The following is a 14,580-nucleotide window of genomic DNA, read 5'->3' as shown; positions in this document are numbered from 1 at the left end:
GGCGGCACCATGACGCAGGCGGCTCAGCGGAGGCGCATCACAGCCGCGGACGCATCAGACCGACTCCCGGAGGAGGGTGACCTGGTCGAGGTGCGCGGGCAGAGCTGGGTGGTCGCCCGAGTCGAGCCGGCTCCGCCCGCGAACGAACGCGCCGCGAGCCTGATCCATCTGCAGTCGGTCGCCGACGGCCGCTTCGGGGACACGCTCTCGGTCATATGGGAGATCGAGCCGGGCCGCAGAGTCCTGGACCGTGGATCATTGCCCGACGCCTCCACCGGCCGCTTCGACCCACCCTCGCGGCTGGCCGCCTTCCTCGACGCCGTTCGGTGGTCAGCGGTGGCCTCCGCCGACGTGCGCACCCTCCAGGCGCCCTTCCGTTCCGGCGTCGCTGTCGAGCCCTACCAGCTCGAACCCGTCTCCCGCGCCGTCGGCGCCCCCCGCGTCAACCTGCTCCTCGCCGATGATGTCGGCCTCGGCAAGACCATCGAGGCCGGTCTGGTCGTCCAGGAGTTGCTGCTGCGCAGCCGGGCACACCGGGTCATGATCGTCTGCCCTGCGGGCCTGACCCTGAAGTGGCGCGACGAGCTCCACGACAAGTTCGGCCTCGACTTCACCATCGTCGACTCCGAGCACTGCGCGCGGCTGCGCCGCACGCACGGCACCGCCGCCAACCCGTTCCGCGTGCACCCGCTGACCATCGTCTCGCTGCCGTGGCTGCGCGGCAGCAAGGCCCAGCGCCTCCTCGACGAGGTGATCCCGGCCCGTGACGAGGCCACGGACGACTCGGCCCGCCCGCGGCGCTTCTTCGATCTCCTCGTCCTCGACGAGGCCCACCATGTCGCGCCCGCCGCCCCCAAGCAGGTGTACGCGGTCGACTCCCAGCAGACCAAGCTGATCCGGCGCCTGGTGCCGCACTTCGAGCACCGCCTCTTTCTCTCCGCCACCCCGCACAACGGCTACCCCGAGTCGTACACCGCGCTGCTGGAGCTCATCGACAACCAGAAATTCGCCCGCGGTGTCGATCCCGACAAGGAAGCACGTGACGAGACGGTCGTCCGCCGCCTGAAGTCCAATGTCACCAACCCGGACGGCACGCCGCGCTTCCGCACCCGCCGGACCCGTGAGATCCCCGTCGAATACACCGACCTGGAGCGCGAGGTTCACGGCCTGCTGAGCAGCTTCGCCGATCTGCGCAGGAACCGCATGGCCCCGAAGGCCCGGGGCGGCCGACGCGCCGCCGACCTCGTCACCCTGCTGCTGAAGAAGCGGCTGTTCTCCTCCCCCGCCGCTTTCCTGCACACCGTCCAGATCTACCTCTCCCACCTCGACGACACCCAGGGCCGCCCGCGTTCGGCCGCCGCCGAAGTCCCCGACTGGCTGGAAGACTTCGCCGACCTCGCCGCCGACCTCGACGACCTGGGCCTCGCCGACGCCGAGGACGACGCCCTGACCCGCTCCACCAGCCTCACCCCGCAGGAGGACGGCGAGGAACTCAAACTGCTGCGGCAGATGGAGCGCTGGGCACTCACCCACGAGGCCGCCGCCGACTCCAAGGCCAACGCGCTGATCGGCGAGCTCAAGGCCATCTGCCGCCCCGATCGGCACTGGACCAACGAACGGGTCGTGGTCTTCACCGAGTACCGCGACACCCAGAAGTGGCTGTTCGGCCTGCTCCAGCAGCACGAACTCACCGATGGCGGCCGGGTCTCGGTCCTGCACGGCGGGCTGAACGCCGAACAGCGCGAGCAAATCCGGCTCGGCTTCCAGGCGCACCCCGCCACCGAGGAGGGGAAGGTCCGCATCCTGCTGGCCACGGACGCAGCCAGCGAGGGTATCGACCTGCAGAACCACTGCCACCGGCTGTTCAACTACGACATCCCCTTCAACCCCAACAAGCTGGAGCAGCGGATCGGCCGCGTCGACCGCTGGGGCCAGAAGTGCGACCCGGAGATCAGCCACTTCATCGGCGCCGGCTGGGAGCAGGCCAAGGCCGGCTCCTACGAGGCCGACCTGGAATTCCTCTCCCGTGTCGCCCGCAAGGTCGCGCGCATGGAGGAGGACCTCGGCTCCGTCAACGCCGTCATCTCCGACGCCGTACAGCGCCGCATGACCGGCGACCAGACGCCGGTCGACATCGAGAACGCCAAACCGAAGCAGATCGCGGGGCGGAAGAACACCGGTGGCACCATCGCCGCCGAACAGAACGTCACCGCGCAGGCCAAGCGGCTGGCCGACCAGTACCAGGAGACGGTCGACACCCTCGGCCTGACCCCGGCCAACGTCAAGCGGGTGGTCGACACCGCCCTCGCACTCGACAACCAGCAACCCCTCGCCCCGCACCACAGCGAGGACTTCGAGGGTGGCCTGTACGAGGTCCCGCCCCTGTCGGGCACCTGGGAGCGCGCCACCCGGGGCCTGGCCCACAAGCTGCGCCCGGCCGAGCAGCGCCCCGTCACCTTCGACCCGCAGATCGCCGCCCAGGGCCGCGACGACATCGTCCTCGCCCACCTCAAGCACCCGCTCGTCGCGCTCTCCACCCGGCTGCTCACCGCCGCCGTGTGGAACGCCGACAGCGTCGGCCTGCACCGCGTCGCGGCCGTCGTCAGCGACCACCCCGAGATCCGCACCACGCTGGTCTCCGCCTACGCGCGCTATGTCCTGGTCGCCGCCGACGGCACCCGCCTGCACGAGGAGATCCTGTACGCGGGCGGCTGGTTCGGCGACACCGGCCGCTTCCGCCGCTGGGACTCCGTACGCACCCAGGGCTCGGCCCTGGCCCACGCCCTCACCGAGGGCACCGAGGCAGCCCCCGCACTGCGCCAGGAACTGACCGACGCCTGGCCCCGGCTCAACGGCCCGCTGTACGAGTCACTCGCCGCCCGGGCCCGCGAACGCCGGGCCTCCCTGGAAGGCGCGCTCAGCACCCGGCGCAAGCAGGAGGAGGAGCGGATCACCGCCACCCTCGATCGCTTCGAGGCCACCCTGCGCGCCAAACTCAAGGAGGAGGGTGACGGCGACAACGAGCAGATCGCCCTCTTCGGCACCCGCGAGGTGACGACCGCGGAACAGCGCCAGTATCGCGAGGACCGCGAGCGCTGGCAGGCCCGCGTGGAGTCTCTCGCGGCCGAGCGGAAACGCGAGCTCGCCACCATCGCGGCCCGCTACCACGAGCCGCGCTCGCACCTCTTCCCCGTAGCCGTCGTCTTCGTCATCCCCGCAAAGGAAGCCCGCCGATGAGCCCCCGCCCCGCAGCCTCCAAAGGCCTCGCCGCAGCCAAGGCCAAGGCGCTCGACGGACGCTCCCAGCACCAGGAGTGGCTGGACCTCACCGAGGTCTCCGGCCCCTTCCTCACCATGCCTGTCCTGCTCCGGGCCTGGCCCCAGCTCGACGCCGTCGACAAGGACCAGCGCGCCCGGCTGCGCGCCCACCACGCCGACTGGCAGACCGACATCACGGCCGGCCGTGACGTATGGGTGGCGCACGTGCTGCGCTCGCTCCTCGAATGGGGCGACGCGCTGGTGTGGCGCCAGAGCGAGGCCGAGGACGTGCCGGACCTTGCCCTGGACCGCTTCACCCTCGACGTGCCCGAACACGGCGTCCGCCTGCGCGCCGACTTCGCCCTCACCGAGCCGGGCTTCGACCTCGCCGCCGAGCCCGACGTGAAGTCGGCCGCCAAACGCGTACGCGTCCTCGGGATGACCCTGCCCAGCGGCACCGCGCCCACGGCCCGCCCGAAGTGGGGCGACGTCTGGTCGGCGAGCCCCGCCGACCGCCTGGCCCGCCTGCTGCGCCACCACGACATCCCGCTCGGCCTGCTCACGGACGGCCGCTGGTGGTGCCTGGTGTGGGCACCGGTCGGCGGCGTCACGACGACTGCCGTCTTCGATGCCATCAACTGGAACGAGGCCGCCGAACGCAACGTCGTCCGGGCTTTTGTCTCATTGCTGCGCCGCCGCCGCTTCTTCGAGTACGCCGAGCCCGAAACCCTCGTCGGCCTGCTGAAGGAGAGCCTGGCCGCGGGCGACGAGGTCACCGAAGCCCTCGGCGTCCAGGTCCGCCAGGCCGTGGAACTGCTGGTGGACGCGATCGGCCGCGCGGACGCGCGGTTGGTGGAACACGGCGCGCCCGGCCTGCGCGCGAGCAACGTCGGGGCCGGCGAGGTGTACCGCGGCGCGGTCGCGGTCATGATGCGCGTCGTCTTCCTGCTGTTCGCCGAGGAGCGCGGTCTGCTCCCCGCCGACAACGAGGTCTACGCACAGTCGTACTCGGCCCGCTTCCTGCGCGCCGAGCTCAAGGCGAGGGCGGACGCCGAGGGCGAGGCCTCCCTGGAACACACCACGGCCGCCTGGCACCGCCTGATCGCCCTGTTCCACGCGGTGCACGACGGTGTGCGGCACCCACAGCTCGAACTCCCCGCGTACGACGGCTCGATCTTCGACCCCGACACATACCCCTGGCTGGAGAAGGGTTCCCCCCTCCTCCCGATCGACGACCGCACCGTCCTGCACATGCTCCAGTCGGTCCAGGAGGTCCGCGTCGGCACGGGCAGGCAGCGCGAGACCCGCACCCTCAGCTTCCGCGCGCTGGACGTCGAGCAGATCGGCTACGTGTATGAGGGTCTGCTCTCGTACGACGGTGAGCGCGCCGTCGAGACGATGGTGGGCCTGATCGGCCCGGCAGGCATAGAACATGAGGTACCGCTGCGGGAGCTGGAGTCGCTGGCCGCTTCGGTGAAGGACGTCAAGGCGTTGGCGAAGAAGATCCACGACACATGGAAGGACCCCAAGCCGCCGGCGAGCGTGGCCAGGCTTGAGAAGTTGCTCGTCCCGGCGAAGGGCGAGGCCGCGGCGGAGGCGAAGCGGCTGCTCCAGGCGGCGAGCCGGGACGCGGCCCTGACGGAGCGCTTGCTGCCGTTCTTCGGCCTGCTGCGGCGGGATCTTCGGGGGCTGCCAGTGGTCATCGCGGCAGGTTCGCTGTTTGTGACGGAGTCGTCCCTGCGCAAGAACACGGGCACGCACTACACCCCGAAGACGCTGGCGGAGGAGGTCGTCAAGCACGCGCTGGAGCCCCTGGTGTACGAGCCGGGGCCGCTCCAGACAGCGGACGAGGCGAAGTGGGTGCCGAAGTCGGCTGACGAGATCCTGGAGCTGAAGGTCGCCGACATCGCGATGGGCTCGGCGGCGTTCCTGGTGGCCGCGTGCCGGTATCTCGGTGACCGGCTGATCGAGGCGTGGGTCCGGGACGGCCGCGAGGACGCGGTCGCGTACCGCGCCGGACGGGCCGTCGACGAGGCGACGGCCGCGGACGCGGATTCCGACCCCGTGGTCATCGAGGCCCGGCGCCAGATCATCGAGCACTGCCTGTACGGGGTGGACATCAACCCCATGGCGGTGGAGATGGCCAAGCTGTCGCTGTGGCTGGTCTCGATGGACCCGAAGCGGCCGTTCACGTTCCTGGACGACCGGCTGGTGGCGGGGGACTCGCTGCTGGGGGTCACGTCGCTGGAGCAGTTGAAGGCGGTGCACCTGGATCCGGAAAAGGGCGACCTGCTGGGTGCGGCGGCGGATGTTGAGGGTCTCGTGGGCGAGGTGGTGGAGAAGCGGCACGAGATCACCAAGATAAAGGGGAACGGGCCGGAGGCGCTGGGCAAGAAGCGTGAGCTGCTGCGTGAGGTGCGGCAGATGACGGCGAAGCTGCGGCTGGTGGGGGACCTGGTCGTGGGGGCCGCGCTGGCCACGTGTGCTTCGGGGCGGGTGCCCTGGTATGAGGCGGACGGCGGCGAGCGGCTGCGGGATCTGTTCCCGATGGCGGCTCGGGTGGCCCGGGGGGTGGTGGCCGTGCCGGAGGATGAGGTTGAGGGGTCGGAGGTGGTGGCCGAGGCGCGGGGGCGGGCTCGGGAGTGGCTGGCCAGTGAGCTGCCGGAGGGGGGTATGCGGCGGGTGCCGGTGCATTGGCCGTTGGAGTTTGCGGAGGTGTTTGCGGAGAGGGGTGGGTTTGATGCAGTGGTGGGGAATCCGCCATTTTTGGGCGGACATAAACTGACTAGCCCATTGGGAGAAGCGTATCGGGAGTTTCTCGTTACCCACGTCGCCGAGGGGCAGCGCGGCAGTGCAGACTTGGTCGCCTACTTCATTCTGCGAGTACACACCCTGCTAAACCGCGCAGGACAGGCCGGATTGGTGGCAACTAACACTCTGGCCCAAGGAGACACACGCGAAGTTGGCCTCGACCAACTAGAACGCAAGGAAGTGACGATTAGAAAAGCCATCAAGAGCGCCCCTTGGCCTTCAAGTTCAGCCCAGCTTGAGTATTGCGCAGTCTGGACCAGCAAAATGACCATGAATGCGAGCGCGACCCAAGTCTTGAATGACCAAAATACCCCAAATGGAATCTCGACGGCACTGAACCCAAAAACGCGACTTTCCTCTTGGGCCGCAAGACTTATAGAGAACAAAGACATGTCCTTTCAGGGTGTCAATGTCACCACACTTGGGTTCACGATCCCAGCAAGCGAAGCCCAGAAATGGATCTCCGAGGATGCAAGGTACACAGACGTCCTCTTTCAGTACTTGAACGGCCAGGACGTAAACAACAGTCCAACACACACTAGCGAACGCTGGGTGATCAACTTTCACGAATGGCCTGAAGATCGAGCCCGGAAATATCCAAAGGCGTTCGCCAAGTTGGAATCCGACGTGAAGCCAGAATGTGAGAAGAAAGACCCTAAGTCATACGCTGGCCTGATGGGTCGATGGTGGCAGTACTGGCGCCCGCGGGGAGACCTAAGCCGAGCACTCGCCGACCTCAAGAAATGCATTGTTATTACCCTTGTCAGCAAAGCAGTGATGCCGGTCATGATCCCCACAGGGTCGGTCTTCGTACACAAACTCGGAATTTTCGCCTCCGATGACCCAGCAATGCTTGCCATACTCAGCAGCTCACCTCATTACTGGTGGGCCCTGGATCGCAGTTCGACCATGAAAGCCGACCTTAACTACAGTCCAACCGACGTCTTCGAAACCCTCGTTCGCCCGAATCTCACTGATCGCCTCCGTACAGTCGGAACCCGTCTCGACGAGTTCCGCCGCGAGCTCATGATTCGCCGCAACATCGGCCTAACCGCCACCTACAACCTCGTCCACGACGAGACCTGCCAGGACGCTGACATCGTCGAACTCCGCCGTCTCCACGAAGAGATCGACAAGGCGACCGTTGAGGCCTACGGCTGGCATGATCTCCTGGACGAGACTGGTGCAACACCGCCTGCTGACCCGACCCATGAGGCCTTCCCACTCGATCACGGATTTCACAAAACTGACCAAGGCGTCCGCTACACCATCGGCCTCCTCGCTCGTACAGAGATCATCGACAGGCTCCGCCAGCTCAACCACCAGGCGTACGCCGACGAGGTACTCCTCGGGCTGCACAAGAAGCCGAAGGAGCACCCCGACATGCCGCCGCCGTCGGCCGAGGCATGGCGGAAGAAGGCAGAACAGGCCAGGAAGTCCGCCGTGGTCGACTTCGATGACGGAACGCTCTTCCGTCCCGAGGGCACCATTTTCTGACCTCCATGCCCACCCGTACACACCCCCACTGTCGCCGTACCCATAGCGCCTCCTGATCCGGTACGGCGAGTGTCACGCCAGCCGATCTCAGCCACCGCCACGCACCCACCACGTCACCGCGAGGTCCCATGTCGACGTACGCCTACGACCACCGCCGGGTCCAAACCGCCGTCATCGGTCACGCGAACTCCGACCGCCCGGTCATCCTCCCCATGGAGGCCGACGAGCTGGATCTCTGGCGCAAGGCCCACCCCACCTACACCTACTGGTGCGGCATCCAGCTGGGCGGATGTGGTGGAGAGTTAAGTGGCAAGCGGTACACCCACAAGGTCTGCCACTTCGCCCATCACCCCAGCGCCCCCATCTGCCATCGCACCGCGAACGGCGAGTCCAGCGCCGACCATCTCTTCATCAAGCGCGGAGTCCAACACTTACTCGACAAGCAGCAGGTGCGCGGAAAGGTGCAGACGCGCAACTTCGGCACCGGTCCCGGTGACGCAGTCGACGTGGACCTGCCGGGTACCCGCCGCAGGCTACGCTTCCAGCTCAGCGCGCTCGACTACCGCGCCTGGCGCCGCGCCACGGACGAGCTGACCGAAGACATCGCGGACCTCGACTGGATCTTCGGGCCCGATACCCCGGTCACCCGGGAGATCGCTGGCCGGCACGGCTTCTGTCTCCGCGTCCGCTGTGAGACGGTTGGCGGTGAGCGGCGTGTCCATATCGGCGCGGAGACGCACGACCGTGCAGGCTCCATCCAGTGGACACCTCTGGAGGACTGCGTCCTGACGCCGTCCGGCCTGACGAGCCCGCCCGTTGAGACGATCCGCCTCTCCCGGCCCCGCCCAAGGCCCGCCTCCTTTCCCCTCCAGGGCGGATTCGTCTTCGCGCCCGTCCCCGCCGCCGATGCGCCGCCCTCCTCCCCCTTCGCCTCCGAGAACCGTCACCTCCTCGTCGCGGACATCAGGCCGGTCGACAGCACTGTCGTCCGCGCGCTGATCTCCCTCCCCGGCGACACCGTGCCACCGCTCTCCGAGCACGTTTACCGCGTGCCCGATCACGCCCGCATGCTCGTCCTGGAAGACGGTCACGGCTGGGCGGTCGAAGTCGACCGCTATGTCCGGCTCAACGCCCACGACGCGCAGCGCACCGGCTTGTGGACGCCTCCGCCGGGGGCACTGGTCCAAAAGGAATCGGGCTCCGTCGCTCCGCAACAGCCAGCCAAGAGCACTGCGGCAGACATTCCTGAAACATCCCCAGCAGCCGCCACAACCGCAACACAAAGCACGCCCTCAGCCCAGCCCCGACCGCTCACCCGCGTCAGCACCGTGCCCGCGCTGCGCGACGCCTTGGCTGACATCGCCCGTCTTCGCTCCACCACCACCTGGGAAGCGCTTGCCCGCCGCCTCGGCCTGAACCTGTCAGTGCTCTCCGAGGCGAAGCGCCTTGACCTCCTCGTCGACGTCGACTCCCCGCTGTCCGAGTACGTTCCCGTCCTTTCCGCACTGATTCGTGACGGCTCCGGTGGCCCGCTGCCCTACCTGGGCGACCTCCTCGATCGGCTCGGTGTCCCCTACGCCAAGCACTCGTCCAAGCTCAAGCGCTGGGCCGTTGTGGAAACAGGACGTGCCTTCGCGGCGTACGGGCAGCCGGCACGGGCCATGGGGCCCCGGCTGGACCTGACTCCCGTACATCCGCTGCGGCAGCGTGAAGCGGCTACGGCAGGCTCCAGGTTGAGGGCGCCGCTGGTTCCCGGCTCCACCAGTCGCCGCTTCACCGTAGTCGCTACTCGTCCGATAGCAGCACCTGCAAAGAAGCGGCATGACGAGCGCATCAGCGGGCTCATTGCCGAACTCCGGGACCTCCGCCCGAAGCTGACCAAGTCGGTCCGAAAGAGCGCCAACAAGGCGATCACGGGTGCTCAGGTGTGGCTCGGTGACATTCCGGTGCAGCGGGTGCCGAAGAGGATCAAGGCCGCCGCTCAACCCCGCGAGCATCACATTCGGGCCCTGGAAGCTGCGCTGAAAGCCGCACGCACCGACATCACTGGAGCCGAATTCCTGGCCCGCCACCAGGCGGAGCAGGCAGCGCAGCGACCTCCAAAGCAAGTCTCCGCGCCGAAGCAGCAAGCACCAACGCCCCCGGTCGCGCCACGCAAGGAGCAGGAGCTACTGGCCAGTGAGCTGATTCGCGCGGCATCACGGGGTGAGATGATCTGCCTGCTGGATCTGCCTGGCGGTCGCACCCTCCCGGACGTGACGTTGCGCCGCCACTTGACCGCGGTAGATCGCTACCCCCGTCCAGAGGTACCCCTGCTCTCCGCCTTGGTGACCGCCCCGGATGGTGGACCCACCCTGTTCTTCCGCCAGATCCTCAAGGACCTGGGCCTCGCCGTTCCTCATTCCGACGAGGTACTCATGATGATCTGGCGTCGGGAGCAGGAACGCGCACACGCCGCCTACGCGAATCCTCCTCGTCTGCTGCCACCGCGGCTGGTTCCTGCGGCACAGGAGAGTCAGCAGCCCGGCCCGAGACCGACGTAGGGCAGGAAGGCCTCCCAGGCCACGGCGGTCAGCATCAGCACCGGGCCTCCTGGGTCCTTCGAGTCCCTGCCGTATATCGCCCCCCTGCGCCTCGGCCACCTCTACGCAGTCGCCGCCACCTGTGCCGCTGTAGCTGCTCTTACGTTGAGGCCCGTGTGCACTCCGCATGTGAACGGCATGACTTGGAGCTCTACGTTGCGCAAGGATCCGACCTCAAGCAGGTGCCGCAGTTGCTTGCGCATCAACTGGTCGTCGCCGACTGGGTTCAGAAGCGCGGTCTCACCGATGATGAAGGAGAGTTCCACCGTTGGAGAGCGAGTGAGCAGCAGCCGGCGCTGGATTCGGGCCTCGACTCTCTGTTCAATTGTCTCCTCGTCGAGCGGTGGGCAATGCGCGGAGATCAGGGCCCGGGCACAGTCCTCCGTCTGCAACAGCCCCGGCACCAGCAGCGGATCGTAGGCGAACCGGCTCACCGCCTCCGTCTCGATCAGCGCGAAGTCCACGAAGAACTTAGGCAACTCGGTCCGGTCCACCTCGCTCTGCAGCTCCGCGAGCACCCCGCCCGCCCCCAGCACCCGTTCCGCCGCGTCCGTGAAGGTCGCCTTCGCTGGACGGTGCCCTTGCTCGATGGACGCGACCAGCTCATACGAGTAACTGGTCGCATCCGCCAGAGCCTGCTGCGTCAGGCCGACCCTCTTCCGCATACCCGTGTCCTGTGTGCAACGGATGCGCCGCACCCCAGACACGGGCAGCTGCCCGTACAGACGCGTAATCGGCCCGTACAGCCCGCGAAGCTGCCGCACGCCGGCCTCAGTGGGTACGTGTCGCGCGGCGGCCCGCCTGGTACAGGGGCCGCAAGCGGTCCGGCCGGAGCGTGCCTCGGTAGGCCAGTCGTGCGGTTTTTCTGCACAAAAGACGCCGATGGAAGCCGCCTCCGTTGCCAGACGTCTCTTCGCGCGTTTTACTTGCATCAGGGCTTTCGGTGCGGGTGTGTAAGTGTGACGGCAGGAGGTGCGGTCGGATGCTGTTAAGTTTCCGGGTTGCGAACCATCGCTCGATCCGACACGAGCAGCAGCTCAATCTGCAGCCCGTGTACGACTCCGACCGGCCCGAGGGCACGCAGTGGAGAGCCGTCCCGGTCGTGGGCGTCTTCGGAGCCAACGCCTCCGGCAAGTCCAATCTGGTCAACGCCTTGCAGTACATGGCTCGCATGGTGGTGTCGTCCCACCGTGACGCCGAGCCGGACGGGGGTGTCGAACGCAGTCCGTTCCTGCTGGACGAGGCAGCCCAGGACGAGCCGTCCTGGTACATCGTCGACCTCCTGCTGGCCGGAGTGCGCTACACCTACGGCTTCGGGGTCGATGACGACCGTGTGGTCGAGGAGTGGCTCGACAGCTACCCGAAGGGGAAGAAGAAGGAGCTGTTCTCTCGCGTGGGCGATGAGGTGAAACCCGGGGCGTCCCAGCAGTCCGGGCAGCTCGCGCTGGTGGAGAGCATCACCGAGCCCAACGTCCTCTTCCTCTCACTGGCCGCACGCTCGAAACAACAGGACTTCCGTCCCGTCTACGACTGGTTCGCGCACCGTCTCCAGTTCCGGGGTACGCACACCGGCCGTAACTACGGGATCGCTATGCGGGCGCTCGAGGATGCCGGCCGCCACCCCGAGATCATGGAGCTGCTCAAAGCCGCAGACCTGGGCATCGAGGAGTGCGGTATGGAGCGCCTCCTCATGGACGAGGCAGGACTGCGACGTCAGTTCGGTCCCCGCATACCGTCTCGCCTCCTACGGGAACTGGAGGACGAAGGTCCACGGGAAATCATGCGGCCCTGGGTGGGGCATCGCGGTCGCAGTGGCGTCGTACAGATGAACCTGCACGACGAATCGGCGGGAACACAGGCCCTGCTGGAACAGGCGCCACGTTTTCTCGCAGTGCTGCGCAGGGGCGGTACCTTCGTGGTGGACGAGATCGATGCAAGCCTCCACCCGCTCCTCACGGCCCGGCTGATCGGGCTGTTCCAGGACTCGCGCACCAATCCCGAAGGCGCTCAATTGATCTTCACTTCGCATGACGCAAGTCTGCTCGGGCGGCGCGACGGGGAGGACATCCTCAAGCGCGACCAGGCATGGTTCGTGGAGAAGGACCAGTACGGCGAAACAACGCTCTACTCCCTGGCAGAATTCAAACCCCGGAAAGAGGAGAACCGCGAGCGCCGCTACCTGGGCGGGAGTTACGGTGGGGTCCCGTTCATCGACGAGAGCTTCGCCGACGCGGTAGCCAAAAGGGGTGGGGGAGCTGGCCAGGACGCCGAAGCCGAGCGGCAGGCCCAAGTCGAGCCGACCGAGCCGTGAAACCGATCTGAACCGCGCCACGGACGTCAGGGACAGCGCCGACCAGATCATGGTCGTCTGCGGAGCCAGGACTACGGAGCACGACTACCTCACCGGCTTCAAGAAGCACTTCAAACGCTCGACCCTGTCGGTACGCGTTACCAAGAAGCCGGGATCTCCTCTCCAGGTTGTCCAGTACGCCGTCGACCGCTGGGGTGGTGCCGGCGGTGACTTCGACCAGGTCTGGTGCGTCGTGGACGTGGACGAATACCAGGACCTGGAGTCCGCCATGCGGTGCGCCTCCGAGAACGACGTCGAACTCGTTGTGTCCAACCCGTGCTTTGAGATCTGGTTATTGCTGCACCACACCCACCATCACACCTGGGTCGCTGACTACAAGGCCCTCAAGATCTTGTTGAAGAAGTACGTCGACGTCCCCGCGAACAAGGCCGTGGACTTCGAGCGCCAGTACCACCACCTCTGGCGTGACGCGGTGAAGCGTGCGCGCACGCTCGCGGAGGAGGGAACGGAACACAAGAGGAATCCGTCAACCCGTATGTGGCGTCTCGCTCTCACCATCAACGGCGAGAGCGTCACATAGCGCCATCACACAGACAATGCCTGGCCGGGTGCGGTGGCTCTCAGCCAGGCCACCGTCAGGCGCCTCGGTGCCATCTCCGAAACGTTGCGGTCACAGCTCCCATACTTGATCCGGGTCGTCCAGTGCCGCTCGGACTTGAGAGAGGTCTCCGATCTCCGCGAGCGGCGAACTTTTGGCGATGTCGACGATCCCACGCACGACGGTGTGCAGCACTTCGCCGTTGCCCTCGTCGAGTGCCCTGTCCAGCCGGGCGAACATCTCCTCGCAGATGCTGCGTCGTTCCGCGAATGCCCGTGCGAAGTAGTCCTTGAGGACGGATTCAGCGGCCCGGATTCGGGCGACCTCCGTGGCTTCGTAGGCCTCCAGCCGGGCTCTCTTGGTGCTCTCGACCTCGTGGATGTGGATGCACTCACGGGCGGCTTCAACAACCTGGTTCAGTGCAGCGAAGCCGTCAATCGCCCGAACGCTGCTCTTAGCCGCGTTGACGACCCTGCCTACATGCACCCTGGATTGGTCAGGCATCTTGAGTCTCCTCGATCAAGGGCGTGTACCTGATGGTGAGGTTCGCGCTGCACTCGTCCAACTTGCCTTCACTGTCGACGATCGGAGTCGCCGCCACGTCGCGGACCGCCATGACCAGTGTCATGGCCCTCTGGAAGCGCGCGGCGTGCCTCGACGGATCGAATGGCTCAGACTCCAGGAGATCCAGCGCCTCGAGCGCTCGGGAGGTGAGGTCCGTGAGCAGCCCGCGCAACTCCGCGGCGCGAGCGTCGACGCCCTTCAGGCGGACCTCCGTCTCGCCAAGCTCAGCAACTGCCACGGCGATCTTCGCCTCGAACTCCCTCGCCCGGGTGATCGCCTTCGTGCCTTGCCCCTTGACGACCAGCCCACCAACGAGCAGGGCGGGGCCGATGGTGACGAAGTTGAGCGCCGTGGCTCCCAGGGCCATCCCGCCACCACCCGATGCAAGTGACCCACCGCCCAGGAAGGCGAGGGTGGCACTCTCGGCTGCGACGCCCGTCAAGCCGGAGATCGCCGCTCCGGTGCTCGCGACTCCGAAGCTGCCCGCTGCCGCCGTGATCCCAGCGCCGGCGCCCGCGCCCGCCGCCGCGGATCCGAGAGCCCCGCCGATCCATGCCACCGCGTCGACGCCCAGGCCGCGGAGGCCGGGGATCTTGGTCATGGTCGCGTCGACGCCCTCCACCAGCAGCCGCTCGCTCTCGCGCACCTGTCGCTCGTGGCGGCGCAGGAAGTCGCCCATGCGTACGACGACATCGACGAGCGCATGCCTCTGCTGCTCCCCCAGTGCCTCAAGGGCAGTGTTCGTCGCCGCCAGTGCGTCCTCGGTCTGGGCTCGACGTCGCTTGTAACCCAGGCCCGCCTCCTTGAGCCGGTCCTTCGAACGTTTGAGGTCGCGGGCGCCTTTGCCGCCGAGGACGACCCCGCTCCCGCCAGTCGCCACACCGACGCCAATGAGTATGGCCGGTATGAAAAATGGCACGATCTCCCCTTTGGTGCCCATGACCTTACGCGAACCAGCAG

At 67.1% G+C, this 14,580-nt stretch carries 8 protein-coding genes and 2 pseudogenes; 5 read left to right on the top strand and 5 right to left on the bottom strand.

The genetic code is table 11. From position 1 onward, the window contains the following. The first annotated feature begins 9 nt into the window (after positions 1 to 9). From drmD to BBH68_RS20465, 3 genes are all read left to right on the top strand, one after another. Complete coding sequence (gene drmD, locus BBH68_RS20475; RefSeq protein WP_065964575.1) at positions 10 to 3,237, top strand: DISARM system SNF2-like helicase DrmD; 3,228 nt, start codon at positions 10 to 12, stop codon at positions 3,235 to 3,237. Further along, complete coding sequence (locus BBH68_RS20470; RefSeq protein WP_065964574.1) at positions 3,234 to 7,565, top strand: Eco57I restriction-modification methylase domain-containing protein; 4,332 nt, start codon at positions 3,234 to 3,236, stop codon at positions 7,563 to 7,565. The genes drmD and BBH68_RS20470 overlap by 4 nt, the downstream gene beginning before the upstream one ends. Positions 7,566 to 7,693: 128 nt before the next feature. Continuing rightward, a complete protein-coding gene (locus BBH68_RS20465; RefSeq protein ID WP_065964573.1) occupies positions 7,694 to 10,108 on the top strand; it encodes a hypothetical protein in 2,415 nt (804 codons plus the stop codon). Here BBH68_RS20465 and BBH68_RS44290 read toward each other — a convergent pair. From BBH68_RS44290 to BBH68_RS20460, 3 genes and pseudogenes are all read right to left on the bottom strand, one after another. After that, positions 10,081 to 10,149: a hypothetical protein gene (locus BBH68_RS44290; protein ID WP_342673143.1), complete on the bottom strand. Its 69-nt coding sequence runs from the start codon at positions 10,147 to 10,149 to the stop codon at positions 10,081 to 10,083. The genes BBH68_RS20465 and BBH68_RS44290 overlap by 28 nt on opposite strands. Positions 10,150 to 10,213: 64 nt before the next feature. Next, a pseudogene (locus tag BBH68_RS44285) lies at positions 10,214 to 10,276 on the bottom strand (hypothetical protein); the annotation flags it as partial. After that, positions 10,252 to 10,809, bottom strand: a pseudogene (locus tag BBH68_RS20460) (helix-turn-helix domain-containing protein); the annotation flags it as partial. The pseudogenes BBH68_RS44285 and BBH68_RS20460, both read right to left, overlap by 25 nt. A gap of 320 nt (positions 10,810 to 11,129) precedes the next feature. On the opposite strand from BBH68_RS20460, the gene BBH68_RS20455 reads away from it, so the two are divergent. Beyond that, on the top strand, positions 11,130 to 12,458 hold the full coding sequence (locus tag BBH68_RS20455) for an AAA family ATPase (protein ID WP_065964570.1): 1,329 nt from the start codon (positions 11,130 to 11,132) through the stop codon (positions 12,456 to 12,458). Further along, a complete protein-coding gene (locus BBH68_RS20450) occupies positions 12,394 to 13,038 on the top strand; it encodes an RloB family protein (RefSeq protein ID WP_079151102.1) in 645 nt (214 codons plus the stop codon). The genes BBH68_RS20455 and BBH68_RS20450 overlap by 65 nt, the downstream gene beginning before the upstream one ends. Positions 13,039 to 13,128: 90 nt before the next feature. Here BBH68_RS20450 and BBH68_RS20445 read toward each other — a convergent pair whose 3' ends face one another. Next, entirely contained in the window at positions 13,129 to 13,560 is a 432-nt protein-coding gene (locus BBH68_RS20445) for a hypothetical protein (RefSeq protein ID WP_065964568.1), read from the bottom strand. Beyond that, positions 13,553 to 14,560: a hypothetical protein gene (locus BBH68_RS20440; RefSeq protein ID WP_065964565.1), complete on the bottom strand. Its 1,008-nt coding sequence runs from the start codon at positions 14,558 to 14,560 to the stop codon at positions 13,553 to 13,555. Before BBH68_RS20440 ends, BBH68_RS20445 begins: the two co-directional genes overlap by 8 nt. Positions 14,561 to 14,580 lie beyond the last annotated feature (20 nt).

Origin of the sequence: Streptomyces sparsogenes, assembly GCF_001704635.1 — a bacterium.
In the GTDB taxonomy this organism is placed as follows: domain Bacteria; phylum Actinomycetota; class Actinomycetes; order Streptomycetales; family Streptomycetaceae; genus Streptomyces; species Streptomyces sparsogenes.
Note: the sequence above shows the minus strand (reverse complement) of the source record. Positions and strands in the feature narration are given on the sequence as shown.

What these genes read in the sequence shown, in the direction of transcription:
- drmD (WP_065964575.1), top strand. Translation starts at nt 10, where the DNA reads ATGACGCAGGCGGCTCAGCGGAGGCGCATCACAGCCGCGGACGCATCA.
- BBH68_RS20470 (WP_065964574.1), top strand. Translation starts at nt 3,234, where the DNA reads ATGAGCCCCCGCCCCGCAGCCTCCAAAGGCCTCGCCGCAGCCAAGGCC.
- BBH68_RS20465 (WP_065964573.1), top strand. Translation starts at nt 7,694, where the DNA reads ATGTCGACGTACGCCTACGACCACCGCCGGGTCCAAACCGCCGTCATC.
- BBH68_RS20455 (WP_065964570.1), top strand. Translation starts at nt 11,130, where the DNA reads ATGCTGTTAAGTTTCCGGGTTGCGAACCATCGCTCGATCCGACACGAG.
- BBH68_RS20445 (WP_065964568.1), bottom strand. Translation starts at nt 13,560, where the DNA reads ATGCCTGACCAATCCAGGGTGCATGTAGGCAGGGTCGTCAACGCGGCT.
- BBH68_RS20440 (WP_065964565.1), bottom strand. Translation starts at nt 14,560, where the DNA reads ATGGGCACCAAAGGGGAGATCGTGCCATTTTTCATACCGGCCATACTC.